The organism is Corticibacter populi (genome assembly GCF_004217315.1).
Classification (GTDB): domain Bacteria; phylum Pseudomonadota; class Gammaproteobacteria; order Burkholderiales; family Burkholderiaceae_C; genus Lampropedia; species Lampropedia populi.
In genome coordinates, this window is the sequence record NZ_SGWR01000005.1 from 298503 (window position 1) to 322751 (window position 24249).

General features: G+C 64.4%; 25 protein-coding genes and 1 tRNA gene. 21 read left to right on the forward strand and 5 right to left on the reverse strand.

The features are described 5' to 3' along the window. Nucleotides 1-2 precede the first annotated feature (2 nt). The 8 genes from EV687_RS17885 to EV687_RS17920 are packed head-to-tail and all read left to right on the forward strand — an operon-like array spanning nucleotide 3 to nucleotide 7902. Nucleotides 3-1805, forward strand: coding sequence for a branched-chain amino acid ABC transporter ATP-binding protein/permease (locus tag EV687_RS17885; protein ID WP_122225727.1), 1803 nt, complete (start codon nucleotides 3-5; stop codon nucleotides 1803-1805). Next, entirely contained in the window at nucleotides 1802-2599 is a 798-nt protein-coding gene (locus tag EV687_RS17890; RefSeq protein ID WP_122225728.1) for an ABC transporter ATP-binding protein, read from the forward strand. Before EV687_RS17885 ends, EV687_RS17890 begins: the two co-directional genes overlap by 4 nt. Further along, nucleotides 2596-3690, forward strand: a complete 1095-nt coding sequence (locus EV687_RS17895; protein ID WP_122225729.1) for a ketopantoate reductase family protein — start codon at nucleotides 2596-2598, stop codon at nucleotides 3688-3690. The genes EV687_RS17890 and EV687_RS17895 overlap by 4 nt, the downstream gene beginning before the upstream one ends. Next, on the forward strand, nucleotides 3687-4475 hold the full coding sequence (locus tag EV687_RS17900; RefSeq protein WP_242612713.1) for a class II aldolase/adducin family protein: 789 nt from the start codon (nucleotides 3687-3689) through the stop codon (nucleotides 4473-4475). The genes EV687_RS17895 and EV687_RS17900 overlap by 4 nt, the downstream gene beginning before the upstream one ends. Nucleotides 4476-4521: 46 nt before the next feature. After that, nucleotides 4522-5493 carry a TRAP transporter substrate-binding protein DctP gene (gene dctP / locus EV687_RS17905; protein WP_122225730.1) on the forward strand — a complete coding sequence of 324 codons (972 nt, stop codon included), beginning with the start codon at nucleotides 4522-4524 and terminating at the stop codon, nucleotides 5491-5493. A 47-nt stretch (nucleotides 5494-5540) separates the two neighbouring features. Then, nucleotides 5541-6035, forward strand: coding sequence for a TRAP transporter small permease (locus EV687_RS17910; protein ID WP_122225731.1), 495 nt, complete (start codon nucleotides 5541-5543; stop codon nucleotides 6033-6035). Beyond that, nucleotides 6035-7360, forward strand: a complete 1326-nt coding sequence (locus EV687_RS17915; RefSeq protein WP_122225732.1) for a TRAP transporter large permease subunit — start codon at nucleotides 6035-6037, stop codon at nucleotides 7358-7360. Before EV687_RS17910 ends, EV687_RS17915 begins: the two co-directional genes overlap by 1 nt. Before the next feature lie 41 nt (nucleotides 7361-7401). Beyond that, a complete protein-coding gene (locus tag EV687_RS17920) occupies nucleotides 7402-7902 on the forward strand; it encodes a DUF4116 domain-containing protein (protein WP_162846491.1) in 501 nt (166 codons plus the stop codon). A 127-nt stretch (nucleotides 7903-8029) separates the two neighbouring features. Here the strand turns inward: EV687_RS17920 and EV687_RS17925 are convergent, their stop codons facing one another. The 5 genes from EV687_RS17925 to EV687_RS17945 form a co-directional block, all read right to left on the reverse strand. Continuing rightward, nucleotides 8030-9046 carry a porin gene (locus EV687_RS17925; RefSeq protein ID WP_122225734.1) on the reverse strand — a complete coding sequence of 339 codons (1017 nt, stop codon included), beginning with the start codon at nucleotides 9044-9046 and terminating at the stop codon, nucleotides 8030-8032. 314 nt (nucleotides 9047-9360) lie between these two features. Then, nucleotides 9361-10200 (reverse strand): S-formylglutathione hydrolase, encoded by an 840-nt coding sequence (gene fghA / locus EV687_RS17930; protein ID WP_122225735.1) that lies wholly within the window; start codon nucleotides 10198-10200, stop codon nucleotides 9361-9363. A 9-nt stretch (nucleotides 10201-10209) separates the two neighbouring features. Beyond that, nucleotides 10210-10410, reverse strand: a complete 201-nt coding sequence (locus EV687_RS17935; protein ID WP_122225736.1) for a hypothetical protein — start codon at nucleotides 10408-10410, stop codon at nucleotides 10210-10212. 243 nt (nucleotides 10411-10653) lie between these two features. After that, nucleotides 10654-11766 carry an S-(hydroxymethyl)glutathione dehydrogenase/class III alcohol dehydrogenase gene (locus EV687_RS17940; protein WP_122225737.1) on the reverse strand — a complete coding sequence of 371 codons (1113 nt, stop codon included), beginning with the start codon at nucleotides 11764-11766 and terminating at the stop codon, nucleotides 10654-10656. A gap of 85 nt (nucleotides 11767-11851) precedes the next feature. After that, the gene (locus EV687_RS17945; RefSeq protein ID WP_122226995.1) at nucleotides 11852-12154 is read right to left on the reverse strand and encodes a metal/formaldehyde-sensitive transcriptional repressor; all 303 of its coding nucleotides are present in this window, start codon (nucleotides 12152-12154) and stop codon (nucleotides 11852-11854) included. Nucleotides 12155-12472: 318 nt separating this feature from the next. Here EV687_RS17945 and EV687_RS17950 point away from each other — a divergent pair. The 13 genes from EV687_RS17950 to nuoL all read left to right on the forward strand — a co-directional run bounded on the left by EV687_RS17950 (nucleotide 12473) and on the right by nuoL (nucleotide 24247). Continuing rightward, nucleotides 12473-12558 (forward strand) — tRNA-Leu (locus EV687_RS17950). Nucleotides 12559-12619: 61 nt separating this feature from the next. Continuing rightward, the gene (locus EV687_RS17955) at nucleotides 12620-12979 is read left to right on the forward strand and encodes an NADH-quinone oxidoreductase subunit A (protein WP_122225738.1); all 360 of its coding nucleotides are present in this window, start codon (nucleotides 12620-12622) and stop codon (nucleotides 12977-12979) included. A 51-nt stretch (nucleotides 12980-13030) separates the two neighbouring features. Beyond that, a complete protein-coding gene (locus tag EV687_RS17960) occupies nucleotides 13031-13510 on the forward strand; it encodes a NuoB/complex I 20 kDa subunit family protein (protein ID WP_122226997.1) in 480 nt (159 codons plus the stop codon). 37 nt (nucleotides 13511-13547) lie between these two features. Further along, on the forward strand, nucleotides 13548-14156 hold the full coding sequence (locus EV687_RS17965; RefSeq protein WP_122225739.1) for an NADH-quinone oxidoreductase subunit C: 609 nt from the start codon (nucleotides 13548-13550) through the stop codon (nucleotides 14154-14156). Between the two features lie 32 nt (nucleotides 14157-14188). Beyond that, nucleotides 14189-15442 carry an NADH-quinone oxidoreductase subunit D gene (locus EV687_RS17970; RefSeq protein WP_122225740.1) on the forward strand — a complete coding sequence of 418 codons (1254 nt, stop codon included), beginning with the start codon at nucleotides 14189-14191 and terminating at the stop codon, nucleotides 15440-15442. Then, the gene (locus EV687_RS17975) at nucleotides 15439-15927 is read left to right on the forward strand and encodes an NADH-quinone oxidoreductase subunit NuoE family protein (protein ID WP_122225741.1); all 489 of its coding nucleotides are present in this window, start codon (nucleotides 15439-15441) and stop codon (nucleotides 15925-15927) included. The genes EV687_RS17970 and EV687_RS17975 overlap by 4 nt, the downstream gene beginning before the upstream one ends. Further along, entirely contained in the window at nucleotides 15924-17327 is a 1404-nt protein-coding gene (gene nuoF, locus EV687_RS17980) for an NADH-quinone oxidoreductase subunit NuoF (protein WP_122225742.1), read from the forward strand. Before EV687_RS17975 ends, nuoF begins: the two co-directional genes overlap by 4 nt. 13 nt (nucleotides 17328-17340) lie before the next feature. Beyond that, the gene (nuoG, locus tag EV687_RS17985) at nucleotides 17341-19530 is read left to right on the forward strand and encodes an NADH-quinone oxidoreductase subunit NuoG (protein ID WP_122225743.1); all 2190 of its coding nucleotides are present in this window, start codon (nucleotides 17341-17343) and stop codon (nucleotides 19528-19530) included. Then, nucleotides 19527-20603, forward strand: coding sequence for an NADH-quinone oxidoreductase subunit NuoH (gene nuoH / locus EV687_RS17990; protein WP_122225744.1), 1077 nt, complete (start codon nucleotides 19527-19529; stop codon nucleotides 20601-20603). The genes nuoG and nuoH overlap by 4 nt, the downstream gene beginning before the upstream one ends. 11 nt (nucleotides 20604-20614) lie before the next feature. Next, nucleotides 20615-21160 carry an NADH-quinone oxidoreductase subunit NuoI gene (gene nuoI / locus EV687_RS17995; RefSeq protein WP_122225745.1) on the forward strand — a complete coding sequence of 182 codons (546 nt, stop codon included), beginning with the start codon at nucleotides 20615-20617 and terminating at the stop codon, nucleotides 21158-21160. Nucleotides 21161-21246: 86 nt separating this feature from the next. Further along, a complete protein-coding gene (locus EV687_RS18000) occupies nucleotides 21247-21900 on the forward strand; it encodes an NADH-quinone oxidoreductase subunit J (protein ID WP_122225746.1) in 654 nt (217 codons plus the stop codon). Beyond that, nucleotides 21897-22205, forward strand: a complete 309-nt coding sequence (nuoK, locus tag EV687_RS18005; protein ID WP_122225747.1) for an NADH-quinone oxidoreductase subunit NuoK — start codon at nucleotides 21897-21899, stop codon at nucleotides 22203-22205. The genes EV687_RS18000 and nuoK overlap by 4 nt, the downstream gene beginning before the upstream one ends. Nucleotides 22206-22225: 20 nt before the next feature. Further along, nucleotides 22226-24247 carry an NADH-quinone oxidoreductase subunit L gene (gene nuoL, locus EV687_RS18010; protein WP_122225748.1) on the forward strand — a complete coding sequence of 674 codons (2022 nt, stop codon included), beginning with the start codon at nucleotides 22226-22228 and terminating at the stop codon, nucleotides 24245-24247. Nucleotides 24248-24249 lie beyond the last annotated feature (2 nt).

The following is a 24249-nucleotide window of genomic DNA, read 5'->3' on the forward strand; positions in this document are numbered from 1 at the left end:
CCATGCGCAAGTTCCATCCCTCCTGGCTGGTGTTGCTGGCCATCCTGGCGGTGCTGCCGCTGGTGGCTTCGACCTTCTACATCTCGCTGCTCAACAACATCGGCATGTTCGCGCTGGCGACGCTGGGCGTGGTGCTGCTGACCGGCGTCGCTGGCATGACCAGCTTCGGCCAGGCCGCCTTCGTGGGCCTGTCGGCCTATACCACGGCGGCGCTGGTCGCGCCTTCCACGCTGAATCTGGGGGCGATGGCTGCCTCGCCCTGGCTGGCGCTGGCGCTTGGCCTGGCGTTGACGCTGCTGTTCGCCTTCGTGCTGGGCCTGATCACGCTCAAGCTCTCGGGGCATTACCTGCCCCTGGGCACCATCGCCTGGGGCATGTCGCTGTACTCGCTGTTCGGCACCATCGAGAGCCTGGGCGGGCATTCGGGCGTGCCGGACCTGCCGCCGCTGCGCATCGCCGGCCTGACCTTCGGGGACGGGCCGCGCATGTACTACCTGATCTGGGTGTGCGTGCTGCTGGCCATCGTGCTGATCCGCAACCTGCTGGAGTCGCGCGTGGGCCGCGCCATCCGGGCCCTGCGCGGTGGCCAGGAGATGGCGACTTCGATGGGCGTGAACGTGTTCCGCACCAAGATGATCGTGTTCCTGGTGGCCGCGGGGCTGGCCGGCGTCTCCGGCTGGCTGTATGCCTACACGCAGCGCTTCGTCAGCCCGGCACCGTTTGGCGTGCAGGCCGGCATCGACTACCTCTTCATGGGCCTGCTCGGCGGCATGGGCAGCCTGTGGGGCGCGGTGATCGGCTCGGCGGTGGTGGTGCTGCTGCGGGAGTGGCTGCAGGACCTGCTGCCGCAGTTGCTGGGCCGCACCGGCAATTTCGAGAGCATCGTGTTCGGCCTGCTGATCGTGCTGGTGATGCAGCGCTGGCCGGGCGGCATCTGGATGGCGCTCTCGCGGCGTTTCAAGCTGCGCCAGGGCGGTCATGTGCGCCTGCCCGCGCCGGGTGCCGGGGTGCCGGCGCTGCCGCGCAGCGCCCGCCCCAAGCCCAACGAACGCATTCTCGACGTGCGCAAGGTCACGCGCCGCTTCGGCGGGCTGGTGGCCAATCGGGAGATGTCGCTGCGCGTCGACGCCGGTGAAATCCTGGCCGTGATCGGACCCAATGGCGCCGGCAAGAGCACGCTGTTCAATCTGGTTTCGGGCGTGGATGTGCCCAACGAGGGCGATGTGATCTTTCGCGGCCACCGCATCAATGGGCGCAGTCCGCGTGAACTGGCGGCCGAGGGGCTCTCGCGCACCTTCCAGCACGTCAAGCTGTTGCCGGACATGACGGTGCTGGAGAACGCCGCCATCGGCGCTCATCTGCGCGGCCACAAGGGCGTGTTCGCATCGGCGCTGCACCTCGATGGCGAGGACGAGGCACGGCTGCTGGCCGAGGCGCGCCGCCAGCTCGAGCGGGTCGGGCTCGGCCATGAGCTGGATCGCACGGCCGGCAGCCTGGCGCTGGGGCAACAGCGCATCCTGGAGATCGCCCGCGCGCTGTGCGCCGATCCCTGCCTGCTGCTGCTCGACGAGCCGGCTGCCGGCCTGCGCCACAAGGAGAAGCAGGCGCTGGCCGAACTGCTGCGCAAGCTGCGCGCCGAGGGCGTGGCGGTGCTGCTGGTCGAGCACGACATGGACTTCGTGATGGGGCTGGTCGATCGCGTCGTGGTGATGGAGTTTGGCCAGCGCATCGCCGAGGGCCGGCCCGAGGAGGTGCAGCGCGATCCTGCGGTGCTCAGGGCCTATCTGGGAGGAGTGGAAGAATGAACCAGACCGACACCGCCAACCAGCCCGCCGCTGTGGCGCCGGGCGATGCCGCCGCGCTGCTGAGCGTGCGCAAACTGGGCGCATCCTATGGTCATATCGACGCCATCTTCGACATCGACATCGAGGTCGGGCAGGGCCAGATCGTCACCGTGATCGGCCCCAACGGCGCCGGCAAGACCACCACCCTCTCGGCCATCATGGGCGTGCTGCCCGCGCGCGGCCAGGTGCTGCTCGATGGCCGCGACCTCGCCGGCACCAGCATCGAGGAACATGTCATGCACGGCATGGCGCTGGTGCCGGAGACGCGGGCGTTGTTCTCCAGCATGAGCGTACAGGACAACCTGGAACTGGGGGCATTCCGCTTTCGCCACGGGCCGCGCCAGGAGCGCGAGGCGGCGCTGGAGGAAGTCTATGCGCTGTTCCCGCGCCTCAAGGAGCGCAGCCGCCAGGAGGCCGGCACGCTCTCGGGCGGCGAACGCCAGATGCTGGCGGTGGGGCGGGCGCTGATGGGCAAACCGCGCCTGCTGATGCTCGACGAGCCCAGTCTTGGCCTGGCGCCGCTGATCGTGCGCGACATCTTCCGCATCATCGCCGCGCTGCGCGAACGCGGGGTCTCGATCCTGCTGATCGAGCAGAACGCGCGCGCCGCGCTCAACGTGGCCGACCATGCCTACGTGCTGGAGCTGGGGCGCGTCATCATGCAGGGCCCGGCCCGCGAGCTGGCGCACGACCCGCGCGTCATCGAAGCCTATCTGGGCTCGGCCGGCCGCCATCAGGAGCTGCTGTCCACATGAATGCGTTCGTCAACCCTGTCGATCAACGGCCTCTGCGTGTGGGCGTTGCCGGTGCCGGTGCCATTGGCTGCACGCTGGCAGCGTTGTTGGCGCGCGCCGGTGCCGCCGTGCACGTGCTCGCGCGCGGCGCCAGCCTGACGTCATTGCGGCGCGATGGCGTGCGGCTGCGGCGCCAGGGGCAGTGCCTGCAGGCTGCGGTGGTCGCCAGCGACGATGCGCATGCGCTGGGGCCGCAGGACGTCCTGTTCCTCTGCGCCAAGGCGCAGGACGTGGCGCGGCTGCTGCAGGCGGCGCTGCCCATGGTGGGGCCGCAGACCTGCGTGGTGCCGCTGGTCAACGGCGTGCCCTGGTGGTATTTCCAGGCGCTGCCCGGGCCGTGGCAAGGCCGGGCAGTGCGGGCCGTCGATGCCGATGGGGCGCTGCTGGCATTGTTGCCGGTTGCGCAGATCGCCGGCGCGGTGGTGTTCATCACCGCCGAGCGGCTGGGCCCTGGCGAGGTGCTCTCCGACAACCCGCTGCTGTTGGTGCTGGGCGAGCTCGACCATAGCCTGCAGAGCGACCGCTTGCAGCGCATCGCCGTCTGGCTGGAGCGTGCCGGCATCGAGGCGCGCATTGCGCCGCAGATCCGCGACACGCTATGGACCAAAGTGCTGGCCAATCTGACCTCGAACCCTTTGTCGGTCATTGCCGGCGCGACGTTGCAGAACATCTATGGCGATGCGCGGCTACAGCCCATCGTCCGGCAGATGCTGCAGGAAGGGCTGGCGCTGGCGGCCGCCTGCGGGGCGCGCATTGCCTTTGCGCCGGCCAGCTTCATGGCCGAGGGCGCCGCCATGGGGGAGGTGCGCACCTCGATGCTGCAGGACTTCGAGGCAGGGCGGTCGCTGGAGCTGGCCGCCATCGGCGACGCCGTGCTGGAGCTGGCCCGGCTGCAGGGCATGGCCATGCCGGTGACCGAGCGCGTCATCGCGCTGGCGCATTTTCGTGACGAGGCCCGCAGTGCCCATGCCGATGCTGCGGCGAGAGAGCCAGCCACATCCATGACCACCACCATGACCATCACCGACCGCATACAGGAGGTTTCCCCATGAACCAAGTCGTCGATTTCACTGCGCCGCCCATTGACATGCAACGCCTGCCGGGCTGCACCGACGAGGAATGGGCGCTGCGCTGCCAGCTCGCCGAGTGCTACCACCTGGTCGACTACATGGGCTGGACCGAGACCATCTTCAACCACATCTCGGCGAGACTGCCCGGCCCGGCGCATCACTATCTGGTCAACCCGTTCGGCCTCAACTACACCGAGGTGACGCCGGCCAACCTGCTGAAGGTGGACCTCGACGGCCACAAGCTCGAGGATTCGCCCTACGACGGCAACCCGGCCGGATTCGCGCTGCACGCGGCCATCCACGCTGCCCGCAGCGACGTGCAATGCGTGATCCACACGCACACCACGCCGCTGTCGGCGGTGGTGCAGAAGCAGGCGGGCTTCGACTACAACAGCTTCTATGGCGCGCAGCTCTACGGCCGCGTGGGCTACCACAGCTTCGAGGGCATCACGCTCTTTGCCGAGGAGAAGGAGCGCATGGTCGCCAGCCTGGGCGACAAGCACATCCTGGTGCTGCGCAACCACGGCATCGCGGTGGCCGAGGGCTCCATCGCCAGGACCTTCTTCCTGCTCTGGACGGTGCAGCGCGCCGCCGAGATCCAGTGCGCTGCCGGCGCGCTGCCGGGGCCGGACACGCCACTGCCCGAGGCGATCAAGACCAGGTGCATGGAGCTGACGGCGATGCTGATCCGCGAGGACGATTTCGCCAACAAATTCTTCAACGCCATGGTGCGCAAGATGCACGCCGAGCGTGGCCCGAGCTGGTGAGCCGCCGGCCGGATTCCTTCTCATGGCACCTACCGGGAGCAATCGGATGACACATCGTTTCAAGGCCGCCTGCGTGGCCATCGGCCTGGCCTGCACCAGCGCCGCCGCACTGGCGCAGCAGGTGACACTCAAGGCCATCAACGCCTTCCAGGAAGGCACCTACTTTGCGCAGAACTTCGAGGCCTTCGTCAAGAAGGTCAACGAGGAGGGCAAGGGGCTGGTGCAGATCCAGTACATCGGCGGGCCCAAGGCCATTCCGACCCTGGAGCAGCCCGCGGCACTGCGCAATGGCGTGGTGGACATGGCGGCGACCACGGCGTCGTATGCCGGCGGCATCGTGCCGGAGGTGCAGGCGCTCAACTATGCCACCGTGCCGTTCCAGGAGCTGCGCAGGAATGGCGCGCTGGATTACATCAACCGGCTGATGGCCGAGAAGAACCTGATGTACTTCGCGCGCACCGGCGACGGCGTCAAATACCACCTGTACCTGACTAAGCCAATCAACGGCCCCGACCTCAAGGGCATGAAGATCCGCATCGCGCCGAACTTCCGCGAATTCTTCCAGTCGCTGGGCGCCACCGTCATCCAGACCCCGCCGGGCGAGGTCTACACCGCGCTTGAACGCGGCGTCGTCGACGGCTATGGCTGGCCGCTGCTGGGCATCTTCGACATGGGCTGGCAGCAGGTCACCAAGTACCGGGTCGACCCGGGCTTTCACAACCTGGAGATGGCGGTGCAGTTCAACCTCAAGTCTTGGCAGAAACTCTCGCCAGAGCAACAGGCCTTTCTCGAACGCCAGCGCGACTGGCTGGAGCAGCTGGCACTGGAGAAATCCATGGCCGACGTGGTCACCGATCTACAGCGCCAGCAGGACGCCGGCATCCAGACCATCACGTTCGAAGGGGACGATGCCCGGGAGTACCTGCGCAAGTCGCTCGATACGGCCTGGGCCGGCATCATCCGGCTCAGCCCCGAGCACGGCCCGCAGTTGCGCGAGTTGATGGTGGCCAAGCCATGAAAGCCATGAAGGTGTCGTGATCCGCAGGAATCACAGGAGCTTTGGCCATGAAAGCCTATGACCACTTGATGAGCGCTCTGGGCATTTGCGCCGCCTGCATCGTGGCAGCGCTGACCGTGCTGGTGACCTATGACGTGCTGGCGCGCAACCTTGGCCTGGGCAGCCTCGACTGGATTCTTGAGGTGTCCGAATACATGCTGCCGACCCTCATCAGCCTGACGGCGCCCTGGTTGATGTACCGCAACCAGCATGTGCGGCTGGACCTGCTGCAATCCATGCTGCCGGCGGCGGCGCGGCATGGGGTCGAGCGCGTGGCGGCGGCCATCGGCATGGTCGCTGCGGCGGTGTTCGCCTGGTATGCGCTGCAGTTGCTGCTCGACTCGCGCCAGTCCGGCACGCTGGTCATGAAGGCCCTGGTGTTCCCGGAATGGTGGCTGTACATCGGCACGCCGATCGGCTTTGCGCTGTTGGCCATTGAATGTGCGCGTCGTGTGTTTCTGCCGGCCACCGTCCATGACGACGCCGCGCCAGGAGGCCTGTGATGGAGTGGTGGCAGACCCTGATCCTGTTTTTTGGTGGCCTGACGCTGCTGCTGTGTGCCGGTTTGCCGGCGGGCTTCGCGTTCATCTGCATCAACCTGGTGGGTGCCTTCGTGTATTTGGGCGGCGAGGCCGGCCTCATGCAGTCGGTGCGCAACGGCATTGCGTCGGTCACCAACTTTTCGCTCACGCCGATCCCCTTCTTCCTGCTGATGGGTGAGCTGCTCTTTCGCACCGGCGTGGCGTTCAAGGCCATCGATGCGTTCGACCGCGTCATCCGCCGCGTACCGGGACGGCTGGCGGTGGTGGCGGTGGTGGGCGGGACGGTGTTCTCAGCCATTTCCGGCTCTTCGGTGGCCACCACGGCGCTGCTGGGCAGCGTGCTGCTGCCCGAGATGCTGCGGCGCAAGTACCACCCCCGCCTGGCCACCGGCCCGATCATGGCGATCGGCGCGGTGGACATGCTGATCCCGCCCTCGGCCATTGCCGTGCTGCTGGGCAGTCTCGGGCAGATCTCGATCGCCGGGCTGCTCATTGCCGGCTTGCTGCCCGGCCTGCTGCTGGCGCTGATCTTCATCGTGTTCATCATCATCCGGGTGCGCATCTCGCCCGACTGGGCACCGGCGGCCGATGCCGAGGCGGATGACCTTGGCGGCTGGCAGCGCTGGCGGGCGCTGGTGCTGCATGTGCTGCCGCTGGTGGCGATTTTCGTGCTGGTGGTGCTGTCGATGACCATGGGCTGGGCCACGCCGACCGAATCGGCCGCGGTGGGCGCATCGGCCTGCCTGCTGGTGTGTCTGCTGCACCGCAGCCTGACGCTGAAGAACCTGACCGTCTCGCTGATGAACACGGCGGCGCTCACCGGCATGATCCTGTTCATCATCATCGGCGCTTCGACGTTCTCGCAGATCCTGGCGTTCTCCGGTGCCACCGACGGCCTGGTCAGCGGTATCCGTGATGGCGGGCTGCAGCCCTGGATGGTGCTGGCGCTGATGATGCTGATCCTGCTTCTGCTCGGATGCTTCGTCGACCAGGTCAGCATGATGCTGATGACGCTGCCCTTCTACATGCCGCTGATGCAGCACTTCGGCTGGGACCCGCTTTGGTTCGGGGTGCTCTACCTGATCTGCATGCAGCTCGGCCTGCTGACGCCGCCCTTCGGCATGCTGGTGCTGACGATGCGCAGTGTCACACCTCCGAGGATTGCCACTTCGGAGCTTTTCATGGCGGTCATGCCTTACGTGCTGTTCGGGCTGTTGATGCTGGTGCTGGTGATTCTGGTGCCCGGCATCGCCACCTGGCTGCCGGCGTGGCTGTCGGTCCAGTGATGCGAACCGGTGCCAGTGAATGGCAATGTGGAGGTCTGGAGATGACGGAAGATTCAAGCAACCAGGGCATCCCCGCGTCGCGGGAGCAGGCCTTGCAGGCTGTGCGGCAAGGGGGCTACTGGCTGGCCTTGCTGCCAGTGCCGTGGCGCGATGACGAGACCATCGTGCAGGAAGCCGTGGCGCACACCGGCATGGCGCTGGAATACGCCTCGCCACGGTTGCGCGGGAGCAAGCCGGTGGTGCTGGCGGCGGTGGCGCAGGACGGGCTGGCGCTGAGCGTGGCCGACCCGTCGCTGTGCGCGGACCCGGACGTGCTGCGCAGCGCGGCGCGCAGCAATTTCCTGGTGTACGGCTTCGCCTCCAGGGAATTGCGGGCCGACCAGGACTTCATGGTCGATCTGTTCCGCAACGTGGTGCGGCCGCAGATCCTGTGCGGCTTCATGCCCGAGGAAGTGCCGCAACTGCTCGATGAGGCTTTGCAACAGCGCCGCCGCGACCGGATGGCCTTCTTCCAGCAGTTGCACGTTCCGGAGCCATCCTGAGAATTGGTTGCAGCATGCTGGTTGGCCGGTGCACCGGTCCGGGAAAAAGGGCCATCCAAAGATGGCCCTTTGCTCCATTGGTGCCGGAGTGCGGCAGCGGCGGCCCCGGCAGGCGGGGCCGCAGGACTCAGAAGCGGTGGCGCAGGCCGATGGCCAGGCCCACGCGGGAATCCTCGCCACTGGCGGGGATGAGGGCATCGGAGAACTTCGTATAGTCAACGCCCACGTAAGGCTGGGTGCGCTTGGAGAGATAGTACTCGGCGGTGAGGATGCCTGCCGTGCGCTTGCCATCGACGTTGGCGAGATCGCTCTTGGTATGCAGCACTTCACCCAACAGCTTGACGCTGGGCGAGAGGTCGTAGCCAAAGCCGGCCGCATAGGTCTTGTCCTTGCGGTCTGTGACATTGTTCTTGTGTTCCAGGTAGAAACCATGGAGCTTGAAGGCATCGAACTGGTAGGTGCCGCCGACCGAATAGCTCTTGCGCTTGGCATCCGAGGTTTCGATGCTCGGCTTTTCCTGCATGTAGGCGCCGCCGAACTGCCAGTTGGTGCCCTTGTAGACCAGCGTCGCCCCGAGCGGATAGCTGGTCTTGCTCTTGCTGGTGTCGATCACGCCCATGGCGCTGACGACGAAACCGCCGATCTTGTGGGTGTAGCGGATCGAGCTGTCATAGCGCGGCGTGTACTGCGAGCCGACGTAGTAGCTCCATTCCGGGTGGTTGGCCACATCCAGAGGGTCGATGCCGTTGAAGCCCAGGAACTCGTGAATCATGCCGTACTGACGACCGATGGTGAGTTGGCCCAGGGTGTTGCTCTTGAGGCCGACGAACGTGAGGCGGTTGAAGTGGCGCGTGCCGTCGCCTGCGGCGCCGGTGGTCGGGTCGATCCCCATCTCCATGGTGAAGATGGCCTGCAGATCGGTACTGAGCGCCTCGCTGCCGCGGAAGCCCAGCCGGGTGGCGGTGCGCGAGCCGTTGGCCAGCTTGGTGCTGCTATCGTCGGCGGCATCGGTGTTGCTGGTGTAGCGCACGCCGACATCGGCGATGCCATAGACGCTGAGCGAGGAGCCTGCTTGCGCAAACAGCGTCGATGAAAGCACTGTGCCCGCGAGGAGTACGGGATATTGTTTGATCTTCAGAGACATTTGACGGTTCCTTTTTCCGTGAGGCACGCAGAGGATGCTTGGGACGGCGACATCCGAACATCTCCCGCTGACTTTTGACTTCCGTGGAATATTGAAGAGTGCGTGACCGGAGTGGTCAGGAAAAAGGGTCAGCAAAAAACATGCCAATATAGGCCATCAATCATTTGAAATTTCAAATGATTGATGGCCTTCGGGATCACCCTGTTGGTGCGATTTCCGGTGTTGGCAAAGGCCCGTGCACCCATGACGCACAGACCCTTGCAGATCAGGCTGCGCAATGCCTCAATATGGCGTGCGCGGTGCCTGCATGCCGCTCATGCCGAGGCGGACAGCGTCTTGGCATGGTGGGCGAAGTGGTCGCCGATGAAGCTGGCGATGAAGTAGTAGCTGTGGTCGTAGCCCGGTTGCATGCGCAACTCCAGCGGATAACCGACTTCCTGGCATGCAGCCAGAAGGAGCTCGGGCCGCAGGTGTTGTTGCAGAAACTCGTCCGCATCACCCTGGTCGATCAGCAGCGGCAGTCTTTCGTGTGCGGTGGCAATCAGCGCGGTGGCGTCCCACGCCTTCCAGACGTCGGGCCGGTTGCCCAGGTAGGCGGCCAGCGCCTTCTGCCCCCAAGGCACTTGGCTGGGCGCGACGATGGGCGAGAACGCCGAGACGCTGCGATAGCGCCCGGGATGGCGCAGCGCTGTCACCAGCGCGCCGTGCCCACCCATCGAGTGGCCAAAGATGCCACGCGCTGCGCTTGCAGGGAAATGCTGCTCGATCAACGCGGGCAACTCATCGGCCACGTAGGTTTGCATCTGGAAGTGCGCGGCCCACGGTGTCTCTGTGGCATCGACGTAGAAGCCCGCGCCCTGGCCCAGGTCGTAAGCGGCATCGTTGGCGATGTTGGCGCCGCGCGGGCTGGTGTCGGGCGCGACGACGATGAGGTCGTGGGCGGCTGCATGCCGCTGCGCACCGGCCTTGGTGATGAAGTTCTGCTCGGTGCAGGTCAGGCCCGAGAGCCAGTACAGCACCGGACAGCGCTCGCCCGCCAGCGCTGCCGGCGGCAGGTAGATGCCGAACTTCATGGTGCAGCCGGTACTGCGGCTGGTGTGTTGCCAGACTTCCTGGCGGCCGCTAAAGCTGGCGTGGTGTTCGATACGTTCCATTTTTTTCCTTCAGGCAATGCGGAGATGCCGCTCAAAGCCGCGGATCGGTTGCGAAGACGGGGGCGGCAAGGCTTCGCCCTGGCGGCCCAGCACCTGCGAGCCAAACACAATCAGCGGCAAACCGATCAGCAGACCCGGCGCAAGTTGGGACAGGCCACCCTGGTACGCGAGAAACCCGCACACGCCGGCCAGCAGCGTCCATGCCTCCAACTTGGCCGGATGCGTACACGCACGAGCGAACCCCGGCCCTCGCTGGAAATATCTCCCGGCAGGATCAGGTACACGCAGTGGCGCACCTGCGTGACCTGCCGCAGCCGAAACGCGCTGGTCTGCACCGCGCTGAGCTGGCGGGCTGCATCTTGTGGCGAGCGGGCGGTGCGCAGCTCGAACTTCAGGAGCGACATAAGGCTTCGTCAAAGGACACTTTTTTCGGCTTTTTCAGCTCTCTGTCAATCAGCCATAATGCACGACCGAGCGGATCGACTTGCCTTCGTGCATCAGCTCGAACGCATGGTTGATGTCATCGAGCGGCATGGTGTGGGTGACGAAGGGCTCAAGCTGAATCTTGCCGGCCATCGCGTCTTCCACCATGCCCGGCAACTGGCTGCGGCCCTTGACGCCGCCAAAGGCGGTGCCCAGCCATTTGCGGCCGGTGACGAGCTGGAATGGGCGGGTGGAGATTTCCTGACCCGAGCCAGCGACGCCGATGATGACGCTTTGGCCCCAGCCACGGTGCGCGCATTCCAGTGCGGCGCGCATGACTTGAACGTTGCCGATGCACTCGAAGCTGTGGTCGACGCCCCAGCCGGTCATCTCGACGATGACTTGCTGGATGGGCTTGTCGTAATCCTTGGGATTGACGCAGTCGGTGGCGCCAAAGGTGCGGGCGAGATCGAACTTGCCCGGATTGGTGTCGATGGCGATGATGCGCCCGGCCTTGGCCAGCTTGGCTCCCTGGATCACCGCCAGGCCAATGCCGCCGAGGCCGAAAACAGCCACCGAATCGCCTTCCTGCACCTTGGCCGTGTTCTTGACGGCGCCCAGGCCGGTGGTCACGCCGCAGCCGAGCAGGCAGACCTGTTCGGGGTTGGCCTCGGGATTGATCTTGGCCAGCGACACCTCGGCCACCACCGTGTATTCGCTGAAAGTGGAGCAGCCCATGTAGTGGTAGACCGGTTGGCCGTTGTAGGAAAAGCGGGTGGTGCCATCGGGCATCACGCCTTTGCCCTGGGTGGCGCGCACCGCCACGCAGAGGTTGGTCTTGCCGCTCTTGCAGAACAGGCATTCGCCGCACTCGGCGGTGTAGAGCGGAATCACGTGGTCGCCGGGCTTGAGGCTGGTGACGCCTTCGCCTACCTCGACGACGATGCCGGCGCCTTCATGGCCCAGCACGGCGGGAAAAAGTCCCTCGGGGTCATCGCCGGAGAGGGTGAATGCGTCGGTATGACAGACGCCGGTATGGGTGATCCTGACCAGCACCTCGCCCTTGCGGGGCGGTTCGACGTCGAGTTCGACGATCTGCAGCGGCTGGCCCGCTTCAAAGGCAACGGCGGCGCGTGATTTCATGGGATTCTCCTTGGTATGGTGAGAGAGCAGGGTGTTTGGCTCGGGTCTGCTTCGGACCGGATGGATGGGGTGGTCAGTGGATGGGTCAGGTGAGGTAGCTGCGGATGATGCGCATCAACTGGTCCAGGGTTTCCTCGGCAACGGGAGGCGTGGCGCCGGCGGCGTTCCCATCGGCAGGCAGGGGCGACGGCGCAAAAGTTTCGCGCAGATGGCTTTCCAGCACCTCGGCCATCAGCCCATTGGCGGCGCCACGCAGCGCCGCCAGTTGCTGCAACAGCTCGCCGCAACTGGTGCCTGCCTCGACGGCCCGTTCGAGTGCGTCGGCCTGGCCCTTGATGCGATGCAATCGCGTGACGACGCGCTTCTTGGCTTCGGGGGAGTGGGGCATGGGTTCGGGTGGCGCAAATGCCATGATCGATTATTGATACTAGGGGTGAGTATATGGCGAGACGGCTTGCAATGGAGCGCCAGGCTTCTAAAGCCCGCTGACCCTGGGGAAGATTCAGGCCGCGGCCCGATGTTTTTGCGCGTTGATGCGAATCATTGTTTTTCCGTCTCTTCTGTGTCATGCACGGGTCAAAAAGAGATGCGTGGGTTTGCCGAAAACCAAAAAAATAACGGTTAGAATGCGGGCTGGTTCAACGGGTGCTAACCCTCATTTCGCGGCTTGGCCCGAAACACCTGGGAACTGCATAAGCAAGAATCAGCCGTCGTGGTGGAATTGGTAGACACGCTATCTTGAGGGGGTAGTGGCCCATGGCTGTGCGAGTTCGAGTCTCGCCGACGGCACCATAATGATTAAAGCCTTCGCCCGCGCAGCCGGGCAGAAGGCCAAGACGCGGTACCCCTTCAGATGAACCTCGATCAATATCTGCCGGTCTTATTGTTTATCCTGGTGGGTCTGGCGGTGGGTGTCCTGCCGCTGGCGCTCGGCTGGATCCTGGGGCCGACCAAGCCGGATGCGGCCAAGAACTCTCCTTACGAGTGCGGCTTCGAGGCCTTCGACGATGCGCGCATGAAGTTTGACGTTCGCTACTACCTCGTGGCGATCCTGTTCATTCTGTTCGATCTCGAAATCGCATTTCTTTTCCCCTGGGCGGTCGCGTTGCGCGATGTCGGTGTTGCCGGATTCGTGGCGGTGCTGATCTTTTTGACCATTCTGGTGGTTGGTTTTGCCTACGAGTGGGCCAAGGGTGCGCTGACCTGGGAATGACCGGGTTGGTTGCGCGAGCGGCCCGAAGGCGGCCGCAAGGAGTTGCGAGACATGATTGAAGGCGTTTTCAAGCAAGGCTTCGTCACGACCAGCTATGACACGGTGGCGAACTGGGCGAAGTCCGGGTCGCTGTGGCCGATGACCTTTGGTCTGGCCTGCTGTGCGGTCGAGATGATGCACGTGGCGGCAGCGCGTTATGACATTTCGCGCTTTGGCGCCGAAGTGTTTCGTGCCAGTCCACGCCAGGCCGATCTGATGATCGTTGCCGGCACGCTGTGCAACAAGATGGCGCCGGCGCTGCGCAAGGTCTACGACCAGATGGCCGAGCCGCGCTGGGTGGTCTCGATGGGATCGTGCGCCAATGGTGGCGGCTATTACCACTACAGCTACTCGGTGGTGCGCGGCTGTGATCGCGTGGTTCCCGTGGATGTCTACGTGCCGGGCTGCCCGCCGACGGCCGAAGCCCTGCTCTACGGCATCATCCAGTTGCAACAAAAGGTGCGTCGCACCAACACCATTGCGCGTGTATAAGGGTTGCGAGGAGCTTATGACGACGGCGAATCCTGCGATGAACAATGAATTGATCAGGCCGGCGGTGCTGCGGGCCTCCATCGAAGCGGAACTGGGTGATCTGGCGAAGGCTGTCACCCTTTCTTTTGATCAGGTGGTGGTGGATGTGGCGCCGGCCAATTACCTGGCGGTCATGCTGCGCCTGCGCGATGCCCAGAGCTGCCGTTTCGAGATCCTGGTCGATCTCTGTGGGGTCGATTTCTCGGAGCACGGCAATGGTGTCTGGGAGGGGGCGCGCTTTGCTGCGGTCTCGCAACTGCTGTCGATCAGCCTGAACCAGCGCGTGCGCGTGCGTGTGTTCGCCGGGGATGACGATTTTCCGGTGTTGCCTTCGGTGACGTCGATCTGGCGCTCGGCCAACTGGTACGAGCGCGAGGCCTTCGATCTCTATGGCATCATCTTCGAAGGGCATGACGATCTGCGTCGCATCCTCACCGACTATGGCTTCATCGGTCATCCGTTCCGCAAGGACTTTCCGCTCTCCGGGCATGTCGAGATGCGTTACGACGAGGAGCAAAAGCGCGTCATCTACCAGCCGGTGACGATCGAGCCGCGCGAAATCACTCCGCGCATCATCCGTGAAGACCAGTACGGAGGCCTGCACTGAGGGCGCGAAGCGGTCCCCACGTGTGAAAAACTATGGCTGAAATCAAGAACTATTCGCTGAACTTCGGGCCGCAGCACCCGGCCGCGCACGGTGTGCTGCGCCTGGTGCTGGAGCTCGATGGCGAGATCGTGCAACGTGCCGATCCGCACATCGGCCTGCTCCATCGCGCCACCGAAAAGCTGGCCGAGCACAAGACCTACATCCAGTCGCTGCCCTACATGGACCGGCTCGATTACGTCTCGATGATGTGCAACGAGCACGCCTACTGCCTGGCCATCGAGAAGCTGCTGGGCATTGAGGTGCCGATCCGCGCGCAATACATCCGCGTGATGTTCGCCGAGATCACCCGCATCCTCAACCATCTGATGTGGCTGGGCGGCAATGGCAATGACGCGGGCAGCTCGACGATCCTGATCTACGCGTTCCGCGAGCGCGAGGACTTGTTCGATGTCTACGAGGCGGTTTCCGGCGCGCGCATGCACGCGGCCTACTTCCGTCCCGGCGGCGTGTACCGCGACCTGCCGGATTCGATGCCGCAGTACCAGGCCTCCAAGGTGCGCAACAAGCGCAGCTTGGACGAGATGAACCGCAATCGGCAGGGCAGCCTGCTGGATTTCATCGACGATTTCACGCAGCGTTTCCCGAAGTGCGTCGATGAGTACGAGACGCTGCTGACCGACAACCGCATCTGGAAGCAACGCACGGTTGGCATCGGCGTGGTCGATGCGGCCACCGCGATGGACCTGGGCATGACGGGGCCCATGCTGCGCGGCTCGGGCATTGCCTGGGATATGCGCAAGACGCAGCCCTACGAGGTCTACGACCGGCTCGATTTCGATATCCCGGTCGGCGTGACCGGCGACTGCTACGACCGCTATCTGGTGCGCGTCCAGGAGATGCGTGAATCCAACCGCATCATCAAGCAGTGCGTGGATTGGCTGCGTGCCAATCCGGGGCCCGTCATCACGGCCGATCGCAAGGTGGCGCCGCCGCCGCGCGCGAACATGAAGTCGGGCATGGAAGACCTGATCCACCACTTCAAGCTGTTCACCGAGGGCTTCAAGGTGCCCGCGGGCGATACCTACGCGGCGGTCGAGCACCCCAAGGGCGAATTCGGCATCTACATCGTCAGCGACGGTGCCAACAAACCCTATCGTCTGAAGATTCGCGCGCCCGGCTTCGCGCACCTTTCGGCCATGGACGCGCTCACGCGCGGCTACATGCTCTCCGATGCGGTGATGATCCTGGGTACGCTCGACATTGTGTTCGGGGAGGTTGACCGATGATTACCGAAGCCACCAGGGCGCGCTTTGCCCGCGAGGTCGCCAAGTATCCGCCCGAGCGCAAGCAGTCGGCGGTGATGGCCTGCCTCTCGATCGTGCAGCAGGAAGAGGGCTATGTCAGCCAGGAGAGCGAGGCGGTGATCGCTGAGGTCCTGGAAATGCCCGAGATCGCCGTGCACGAGGTCACGACCTTCTACAACATGTACAACCAGCAGCCGGTCGGCCGGTTCAAGCTGGCGGTCTGCACCAATCTGCCGTGCCAGCTGCGCGGCGGCAAGGAGGCGCTGCACCACCTGGAAGAGCGCCTGAAGGTGCACATGGGCGAGACCACGGTTGACGGCATGTTCACACTGCAGCAGTGCGAGTGCCTGGGGGCCTGTGCCGATGCTCCGGTGATGCTGGTCAACGACCGCGACATGTGCAGTTTCATGAGCAACGAGCGGCTCGACCAACTGGTCGACGCGCTGCGGACGGAGGGCGGCCAATGAGTGCGAGCAATCTGAAGGACGTGCTGCAGCCGTTCAAGGCCGGCGGGCAGCAGACCTGCTTCCATGGCCGCCACATCGAGCCGCAGATCTACGCCGGTCTCGATGGCAGCAACTGGCACCTCAAGGACTACGAGGCGCGCGGCGGCTACCAGGCGCTGCGCAAGGTGCTTGGCAGCGACGGCGGCACCGGCATGACGCAGGACGAGATGATCGCCATGCTCAAGGAATCCGGTCTGCGCGGCCGTGGCGGCGCCGGTTTCCCGACCGGACTGAAGTGGAGCTTCATGCCACGCAACTTCCCCGGCCAGAAGTATGTCGTCTGCAATTCGGACGAGGGCGAGCCAGGCACCTGCAAGGATCGCGACATCCTGATGTTCAACCCGCACATTGTCATCGAGGGCATGATCCTCGGCGGCTACACCATGGGTGCCAGCGCCGGCTACAACTACATCCACGGCGAGATCTTCGAGGTGTACGAACGCTTCGAGGAGGCGCTCGAGGAGGCGCGCGCGGCCGGCTACCTGGGGGATGACATCCTGGGCAGCGGCTTCAGCTTCCAGTTGCACGCGCACCATGGCTTCGGTGCCTACATCTGCGGCGAGGAAACCGCGCTGCTCGAATCGCTCGAGGGCAAGAAGGGGCAGCCGCGTTTCAAGCCGCCGTTCCCTGCCAGCTTCGGCCTGTTCGGCAAGCCGACCACCATCAACAACACCGAAACCTTCGCGGCCGTGCCCTGGATCGTGCGCAACGGCGGTGCGGCCTACCTGGCCTGCGGCAAGCCGAACAACGGCGGCACCAAGATCTTCTCGGTCAGCGGTGACGTGCAGCGCCCCGGCAACTACGAAGTGCCGATGGGTACGCCATTTGCCACGCTGCTGGAGCTCGCCGGTGGCATGCGCCCGGGCCGCACGCTCAAGGCGGTGATTCCCGGCGGCTCATCGGCGCCGGTACTGCCGGCTGCCATCGTGAACGAATGCACGATGGACTACGACTCCATCGCCAAAGCCGGCTCGATGCTGGGCTCCGGCGCCGTCATCGTGATGGACGACACGCGCTGCATGGTGGAAAGCCTGGCGCGTCTCTCGTATTTCTATGCGCACGAATCCTGCGGCCAGTGCACGCCCTGCCGTGAAGGCACGGGTTGGCTCTCGCGCGTGGTCAACCGCATTCTCGAAGGCCAGGGCCGACCGGGCGACCTGGATCTGCTCGACAACGTGGCCGGCAACATCATGGGCCGCACCATCTGCGCGCTGGGCGATGCGGCCGCCATGCCGGTGCGCGCCATGCTCAAGCACTTCCGCCACGAATTCGAGGCGAAGATCGCCCAGGCCCAGGCTTCGCAGACAGCGGTCGGCGAGGCATCCGCCGCCGTGCGCGCAGCCGAGCGCATGGCCGCCTGACGGAGAGACATCTATGGTTGAAATCGAACTCGACGGCAAGAAGGTGGAAGTGCATGAAGGCAGCATGATCATGCATGCAGCCGAGCGCGCCGGCACCTACATCCCGCACTTCTGCTACCACAAGAAGTTGTCCATCGCCGCCAACTGCCGCATGTGCCTGGTGGACGTGGAGAAGGCGCCCAAGGCGCTGCCGGCCTGCGCGACACCCGTCACGCAGGGCATGATCGTGCACACCCACAGCAGCAAGGCCGTGCAGGCCCAGCAGTCCGTGATGGAATTCCTGCTGATCAACCACCCGCTGGACTGCCCGATCTGCGACCAGGGTGGCGAATGCCAGCTGCAGGACCTGGCCGTGGGCTACGGCAAGAACAGCTCGCGCTACCAGGAAGAGAAGCGCGTCATCCTGCACAAGGATGTCGGCCCGCTGATCTCGATGGAGGAGATGAGCCGCTGCATCCAGTGCACCCGCTGCGTGCGCTTCGGCCAAGAGGTGGCCGGCGTGATGGAGCTGGGCATGATCAACCGCGGCGAGCACTCGGAGATCACCACCGTCAAGGGCGATACGGTCGACTCGGAGCTCTCGGGCAACATGATCGACATCTGCCCGGTTGGCGCGCTCACCAGCAAGCCGTTCCGCTACAGCGCCCGCACCTGGGAGCTGTCGCGCCGCAAATCGGTGGCGCCGCACGACGCGTCGGGCGCCAACCTCGTCGTGCAGGTCAAGAACCACCGCGTGATGCGCGTGCTGCCGCTGGAGAACGAGGCCGTCAACGAATGCTGGATCGCCGACCGCGACCGCTTCTCGTACGAGGCGCTCAATGGCGCCGACCGCCTCACCAGCCCGATGATCAAGCAGGATGGCCAATGGCATGAAGCCAGCTGGCAGCAGGCATTGGAATACGTCGCACACGGCCTGCGCCACATCGCGGCCGACCATGGCAAGGACAGCGTTGGCGCATTGCTGAGCCCGCACAGCACGCTCGAGGAGCTGTATCTCGCCACCGAGTTGCTGCGCGGCATCGGCAGCGACAACATCGACTACCGCCTGCGTCATGCCGAATTCGGCAAAGCCGACGGTGTGCGCTGGCTGGGCACGTCGATTGCAGCGCTCTCCACCCTCGGCCAGGTGCTGGTGGTGGGCTCGAACCTGCGCAAGGACCATCCGCTGTTTGCCCAGCGCATCCGCCAGGCCGCCACGCATGGCGCCAGGGTGTATGCCCTCAATGAACGCGCCTATGACTGGGCCATGCCGCTCGCGCAGACCTGGGCATTGCCCAGCGCCCAGTGGGCACAGGCACTGGCCGCGTTGGCCGCCGCCATCGCCGCCGAGAAAGGCGTGAGCGCACCGGTCGATGCCGCCGGCCTCGACACGGGCGCCTACAGCGCCGTTGCCAAGCAACTGCTGGCAGAAGGCGAAGGCAAGGCCATCCTGCTGGGTAACGCCGCCGCACACCATGGCAAGGCCGCATCGCTGCTGGCGCTGGCCAACTGGATCGGCGCGCAGACCGGCGCCAGTGTCGGCTACCTGACCGAAGCCGCCAACACGGTCGGCGCGCAATGGGTGGGCGCCACACCGCGCGCCGGTGGCCTCAATGCTGCGCAGATGCTCGCCGGCGGCCTCAAGGCAGCCATCCTGCTCCATACCGAGCCGGAATTCGACAGTGCCGCAGGTGCGGCCGCTGCCGAAGGTCTCGCCAAGGCCGAGATGGTGGTCACGCTCAGCCCGTTCAAGACCAATCTGGCCTTCTCGGACGTGCTGCTGCCGACCTCGCCGTTCACCGAGACCTCCGGGACTTTCGTCAATGCCGAAGGCCGCGTGCAAAGCTTCCATGCCGTCGTCAAGCCGCTGGGCGAGACGCGCCCGGCCTGGAAGGTGCTGCGCGTGCTGGGCAATCTGATGGGCCTGGCGCACTTCGATTTCGAGGATACGCAACAGGTGCTGGCACGCTTTGCCGGCACCGCCAAGCCGGATTTCGTGCCGCAGGACGTGCTGAGCAATGCCACCGCTGACGTCGCCATCGACCTGCGGGCGCCCGAGGCCGAGCCGGTCGTTGCCGCGATCTATCAGCTCGATGGCCTGGTGCGCCGCGCTCCGGCGCTGCAGGCTACCGCCGATGGGCGTGCCGGCCTGCAGGCAGGTGTGGCTGCCGTGCCGGCCAAAGTGGTGGTGCAAGAGCAAGTGGAAGAGGGAGCCAGCGCATGATCGACGCTTTTTACAATGGCGGCCTGGGGCTGGTCGAGGCCTCCTGGTGGAGCGGCCTGGCCTGGCCGGTGATCTGGAACCTGCTCAAGATCATCGCCATCGTCGCCCCGCTGATGATCGCCGTGGCCTATCTGACGCTCTGGGAGCGCAAGCTGCTGGGCTGGATGCAGGTGCGCATCGGCCCGAACCGCCTTGGCCCCTGGGGCCTGCTGCAGCCGTTGGCCGATGGCCTCAAGTTGCTGACCAAGGAGCTGATCCGGCCCAGCGCCTCGAGCTACAAGCTCTACCTGCTCGGGCCCGTGATGGCCATCATGCCGGCCCTGGCGGCCTGGGTGGTGATTCCGTTCGGACCGGACATGGCGCTGGCCAATGTGCATGCCGGCCTGCTGCTGGTGATGGCCATTACCTCCATCGAGGTCTATGGCGTCATCATCGCCGGCTGGGCCTCCAACTCGAAGTATCCGTTCCTCGGCGCCATCCGTGCCTCGGCGCAGATGATCAGTTATGAGATCGCGCTGGGTTTCTGCTTCCTCGGTGCAGTGATGGTGGCCGGCAGCATGAACCTCAGCGACATCGTGGCGGTGCAGATCAATGGACGCTTTGCCGACATCGGGCTGAACTTCCTGTCCTGGAACTGGCTGCCTTTGCTGCCGCTCTTCGTCGTCTACATGATCTCGGTGGTGGCCGAGACCAACCGCCATCCCTTCGACATGGTCGAGAGCGAGGCCGAACTGGTAGCCGGCCACATGGTCGAGTATTCGGGCATGGGCTTCGCCATCTTCTTCCTGGCCGAATACGCCAGCATGTGGCTGGTCTCGTTCCTGGCAGCCGTGCTGTTTCTGGGCGGTTGGGATGCGCCGTTCGGCTTCCTGGAATTCATCCCCGGCTGGATCTGGCTGGGCCTCAAGGCAGCGCTGATCGTCAGCTGGTTCATCTGGATCCGGGCCACCTTTCCGCGCTTTCGCTATGACCAGGTGATGCGCCTGGGCTGGAAGATCTTCATTCCCGTCACCCTCGTCTGGGTGGTGGTGCTGGGTGCCTGGATCTTCTCGCCCTTGAACATCTGGAACTGAGGATCACGACAATGGCACAAGCAATCACGACTGCCAAGGCCGCTGCCCCATCCCAGGCAGCCGGCTCATCCTTCTCGCTGAAGGATTTCTTCAAGAGTTTCGTGCTCTGGGAACTGCTCGTGGGCATGAAGCTCACCGGCCGCTATGCCTTCAGCCGCAAGGTGACGGTGCAGTTCCCCGAGGAAAAAACACCGCTGTCGCCGCGCTTCCGCGGTCTGCATGCGCTGCGCCGCTATGACAACGGCGAAGAGCGTTGCATCGCCTGCAAGCTGTGCGAGGCGGTCTGCCCGGCCCTGGCCATCACCATCGAGTCGACGGTGCGGGACGACGGCTCGCGCCGCACCAGCCGCTACGACATCGATCTGACCAAGTGCATTTTCTGCGGCTTCTGCGAGGAGAGCTGCCCGGTCGATTCGATCGTCGAGACCCACATCCTCGAATACCACGGCGAGAAGCGTGGGGACCTGTATTTCACCAAGGAGATGCTGCTGGCCGTCGGGGATCGCTACGAGAAGGACATTGCCGCGAACAAGGCCGCGGACGCGCCGTACCGCTGAGGTGCGCGCCGCGGCGCGTAATGTGGGCCGCGCGGGCATGGTGCCCGCGCTGGCATGAAGAGGCTGGAGCCAGCAAAGAGATTGTCATGGACGTCAGAAGCGTATTTTTCTACCTGTTCGCGGCGGCGCTGCTGTTCGCGGCATTGCGCGTGATCACCGCGCGCAATCCGGTACATGCCGTGCTGTACCTCATTTTCGCCTTCTCGCAGGCCGCGGGCATCTGGTTGCTGATGCGCGCCGAGTTCCTGGCCATCCTGCTGGTGATGGTTTACCTGGGGGCGGTGATGGTGCTGTTCCTCTTCGTGGTGATGATGCTGGATATCCGCATCGAGCGCCTTCAAGGCGCGCTCAAGAAGAACCTGCCGCTGGCACTGGTGATCTTCGGCGTGGTGGTGTTCGAGATGGTGGCGGTGCTGTGGGTGGGCTTTCCGGTCACCGAGGCGGCCGGCGAGGCCATTGCCATCAACCCGGATTACAACAACACCCGTGAGCTTGGCATCCTGATGTACACCGAATACCTGCTGCCGGTACAGGTGGCCGGCGTGATCCTCCTGGTGGGCATGATCGCGGCGATCGCGCTGACGCTGCGCACCCGCAAGGACAACAAGCTCATCGATCCGGCGCTGCAGGTCCATGTCAAGGCACAGGACCGCGTGCGCATCGTGAAGATGGAGGCGGCCCGCCCGGCCGCCGAGGAAGACGCGCCAGCCGAGGGCGCATCGCAGGAGGTCAAGCCATGAATCTGTCGCTCGGTCATTTCCTCTCGCTCGGGGCCATCCTGTTCGCCCTGGCGGTGGTGGGGATCTTCCTCAACCGCAAGAACCTGATCGTCCTGCTCATGGCAATCGAGCTGATGCTGCTGGCCGTGAACATGAACTTCGTTGCGTTTTCGTACTTCCTGGGCGACCTGCACGGTCAGGTGTTCGTCTTCTTCATCATGACCGTGGCGGCGGCCGAGGCGGCGATCGGCCTGGCCATCCTGGTGCAGCTGTTCCGGGCCCGCACCAGCATCAGCGCGGATGACCTGAACACCCTCAAGGGCTAAGCGGCAAGAGGCTTATCAAAATGGATCAAACACTGTCTGCTTCGACCCTGGTCTGGGTGCCGCTGGCGCCGCTGATCGGCTCGGTCCTCGTGGGGATCTTTGGTACCGCCATGGGCGGCAACCTGCTGGGCCGCAAGGCCTGCCACAGCATCACCATCCTCGGGGTGCTGGTGGCCTTCCTGCTGTCGGCATGGACACTCTGCCAGGTGCTGGGCGGGGCCAGCTTCAACCAGACGCTCTACACCTGGATGGTGCTGGGCAACGTCAGCATGGAGGTGGGCTTCCAGATCGACAGCCTGTCGGCCATGATGATGTGCGTGGTGACCTTCGTCTCGCTGATGGTGCACCTCTACACCATCGGCTACATGGACGGGGACCCCGGCTACAACCGCTTCTTCTCTTACATCTCGCTCTTCACCTTTTCGATGCTGATGCTGGTGATGAGCAACAACATGCTCCAGCTGTTCTTCGGCTGGGAGGCGGTGGGCCTGGTGTCTTATTTGCTGATCGGCTTCTGGTACAAGAAGTCGACGGCGGTGTTCGCCAACCTCAAGGCCTTTCTGATCAACCGCGTGGGCGACTTCGGTTTCATCCTGGGCATCGGCCTCTTGGTGGCGCAGGTCGGCTCGTTCAATTACAACGACGTGTTCGCCCAGGCCGACCAGCTGGCGCCGCTGACCCTCACCGGCACCGACTGGAGCCTGCTGACGGTGGCGCTGATCTGCCTTTTCATCGGTGCGATGGGCAAGAGTGCGCAGTTCCCGCTGCATGTCTGGCTGCCCGACTCGATGGAAGGCCCGACGCCAATCTCCGCGCTGATCCACGCCGCCACCATGGTGACGGCCGGCATCTTCATGGTGGCGCGCTTCTCGCCGCTCTATGAGCTCTCGGACGCGGCGCTGAACTTCATCCTGGTGATTGGCGCCATCACGGCCTTCTTCATGGGCCTCCTGGGCCTGATCCAGAACGACATCAAGCGCGTGGTGGCCTATTCGACGCTCTCGCAGCTGGGCTACATGACGGTGGCGCTGGGTGCCTCGGCCTACAACGTCGCGGTGTTCCACCTGATGACGCATGCGTTCTTCAAGGCACTGCTGTTCCTTGGCGCCGGCTCGGTCATCATGGGCGTGCATCACAACCAGGACATGCGCTACATGGGCGGTCTCTGGAAATACATGCCGATCACCTGGATCACTTCGCTGCTCGGCTCTCTGGCGCTGATCGGCACGCCGTTCTTCTCGGGTTTCTACTCGAAGGACGCCATCATCGAAGCGGTGCACGCCAGCAACCTGCCGGCTTCGGGCATCGCCTACTGGGCCGTGCTCTCGGGCGTGTTCATCACGGCGTTCTACTCGTTCCGCATGTACTTCCTGGTGTTCCACGGCAAGGAGCGCTACGACCAGGACCCACATGCGCACGACCATCACCATGACGACGATGGCCACGGCCACCATGACAGCAAACCGCACGAATCGCCCTGGGTGGTGACGGTGCCGCTGGTGCTGCTGGCGATCCCCTCGGTCGGCATTGGTGGCTACGTGCTGATGGACTTTTTGTTCGGCGACTTTTTCAATGGCGTCACCTACGTCAACGATGCCATCCACCCGGCCATGCATGAGCTGCGCGAGGAAATCCATGGCGCCGTGGCGATGGGGCTGCACGCTTTCTCGACCGCACCATTCTGGCTGGCACTGGCCGGCGTGATCGGCGCCTGGTATTGCTACCTGGTCAATCCGAAGGTCCCGCAGTTCTTCATGAAGACCTTCCATCCCGTCTACCGGCTGTTCGAAGAGAAGTACTACATGGACAGGCTGTGGATCGATGTCATCGGCGGCGGCTTCACCCGCTTGGGCAAGCTGTTCTGGAAGGCCGGCGACCAGGCGGTGATCGACGGCGCGGTGGTCAATGGCTCGTGGAAGCTGGTGGGCTGGGTTGCCGGCATCGTGCGCTGGTTCCAGACCGGCTACATCTACTACTACGCACTGGTCATGATTCTTGGCGTGTTTGCCCTGATGACGTACTTCGTGTGGCTGGCCAAGTAAAG

Coding starts and splice junctions, on each gene's coding strand:
- EV687_RS17960 (WP_122226997.1), top strand. CDS start 13,031: ATGATTGAAGGCGTTTTCAAGCAAGGCTTCGTCACGACCAGCTATGAC.
- EV687_RS17885 (WP_122225727.1), top strand. CDS start 3: ATGCGCAAGTTCCATCCCTCCTGGCTGGTGTTGCTGGCCATCCTGGCG.
- EV687_RS17955 (WP_122225738.1), top strand. CDS start 12,620: ATGAACCTCGATCAATATCTGCCGGTCTTATTGTTTATCCTGGTGGGT.
- nuoF (WP_122225742.1), top strand. CDS start 15,924: ATGAGTGCGAGCAATCTGAAGGACGTGCTGCAGCCGTTCAAGGCCGGC.
- EV687_RS17940 (WP_122225737.1), bottom strand. CDS start 11,766: ATGAAATCACGCGCCGCCGTTGCCTTTGAAGCGGGCCAGCCGCTGCAG.
- fghA (WP_122225735.1), bottom strand. CDS start 10,200: ATGGAACGTATCGAACACCACGCCAGCTTTAGCGGCCGCCAGGAAGTC.
- nuoL (WP_122225748.1), top strand. CDS start 22,226: ATGGATCAAACACTGTCTGCTTCGACCCTGGTCTGGGTGCCGCTGGCG.
- EV687_RS17925 (WP_122225734.1), bottom strand. CDS start 9,046: ATGTCTCTGAAGATCAAACAATATCCCGTACTCCTCGCGGGCACAGTG.
- EV687_RS18000 (WP_122225746.1), top strand. CDS start 21,247: ATGGACGTCAGAAGCGTATTTTTCTACCTGTTCGCGGCGGCGCTGCTG.
- nuoK (WP_122225747.1), top strand. CDS start 21,897: ATGAATCTGTCGCTCGGTCATTTCCTCTCGCTCGGGGCCATCCTGTTC.
- EV687_RS17975 (WP_122225741.1), top strand. CDS start 15,439: ATGATTACCGAAGCCACCAGGGCGCGCTTTGCCCGCGAGGTCGCCAAG.
- EV687_RS17910 (WP_122225731.1), top strand. CDS start 5,541: ATGAAAGCCTATGACCACTTGATGAGCGCTCTGGGCATTTGCGCCGCC.
- nuoG (WP_122225743.1), top strand. CDS start 17,341: ATGGTTGAAATCGAACTCGACGGCAAGAAGGTGGAAGTGCATGAAGGC.
- EV687_RS17965 (WP_122225739.1), top strand. CDS start 13,548: ATGAACAATGAATTGATCAGGCCGGCGGTGCTGCGGGCCTCCATCGAA.
- EV687_RS17945 (WP_122226995.1), bottom strand. CDS start 12,154: ATGCCCCACTCCCCCGAAGCCAAGAAGCGCGTCGTCACGCGATTGCAT.
- EV687_RS17970 (WP_122225740.1), top strand. CDS start 14,189: ATGGCTGAAATCAAGAACTATTCGCTGAACTTCGGGCCGCAGCACCCG.
- nuoI (WP_122225745.1), top strand. CDS start 20,615: ATGGCACAAGCAATCACGACTGCCAAGGCCGCTGCCCCATCCCAGGCA.
- nuoH (WP_122225744.1), top strand. CDS start 19,527: ATGATCGACGCTTTTTACAATGGCGGCCTGGGGCTGGTCGAGGCCTCC.
- EV687_RS17915 (WP_122225732.1), top strand. CDS start 6,035: ATGGAGTGGTGGCAGACCCTGATCCTGTTTTTTGGTGGCCTGACGCTG.
- dctP (WP_122225730.1), top strand. CDS start 4,522: ATGACACATCGTTTCAAGGCCGCCTGCGTGGCCATCGGCCTGGCCTGC.
- EV687_RS17890 (WP_122225728.1), top strand. CDS start 1,802: ATGAACCAGACCGACACCGCCAACCAGCCCGCCGCTGTGGCGCCGGGC.
- EV687_RS17900 (WP_242612713.1), top strand. CDS start 3,687: ATGAACCAAGTCGTCGATTTCACTGCGCCGCCCATTGACATGCAACGC.
- EV687_RS17920 (WP_162846491.1), top strand. CDS start 7,402: ATGACGGAAGATTCAAGCAACCAGGGCATCCCCGCGTCGCGGGAGCAG.
- EV687_RS17895 (WP_122225729.1), top strand. CDS start 2,596: ATGAATGCGTTCGTCAACCCTGTCGATCAACGGCCTCTGCGTGTGGGC.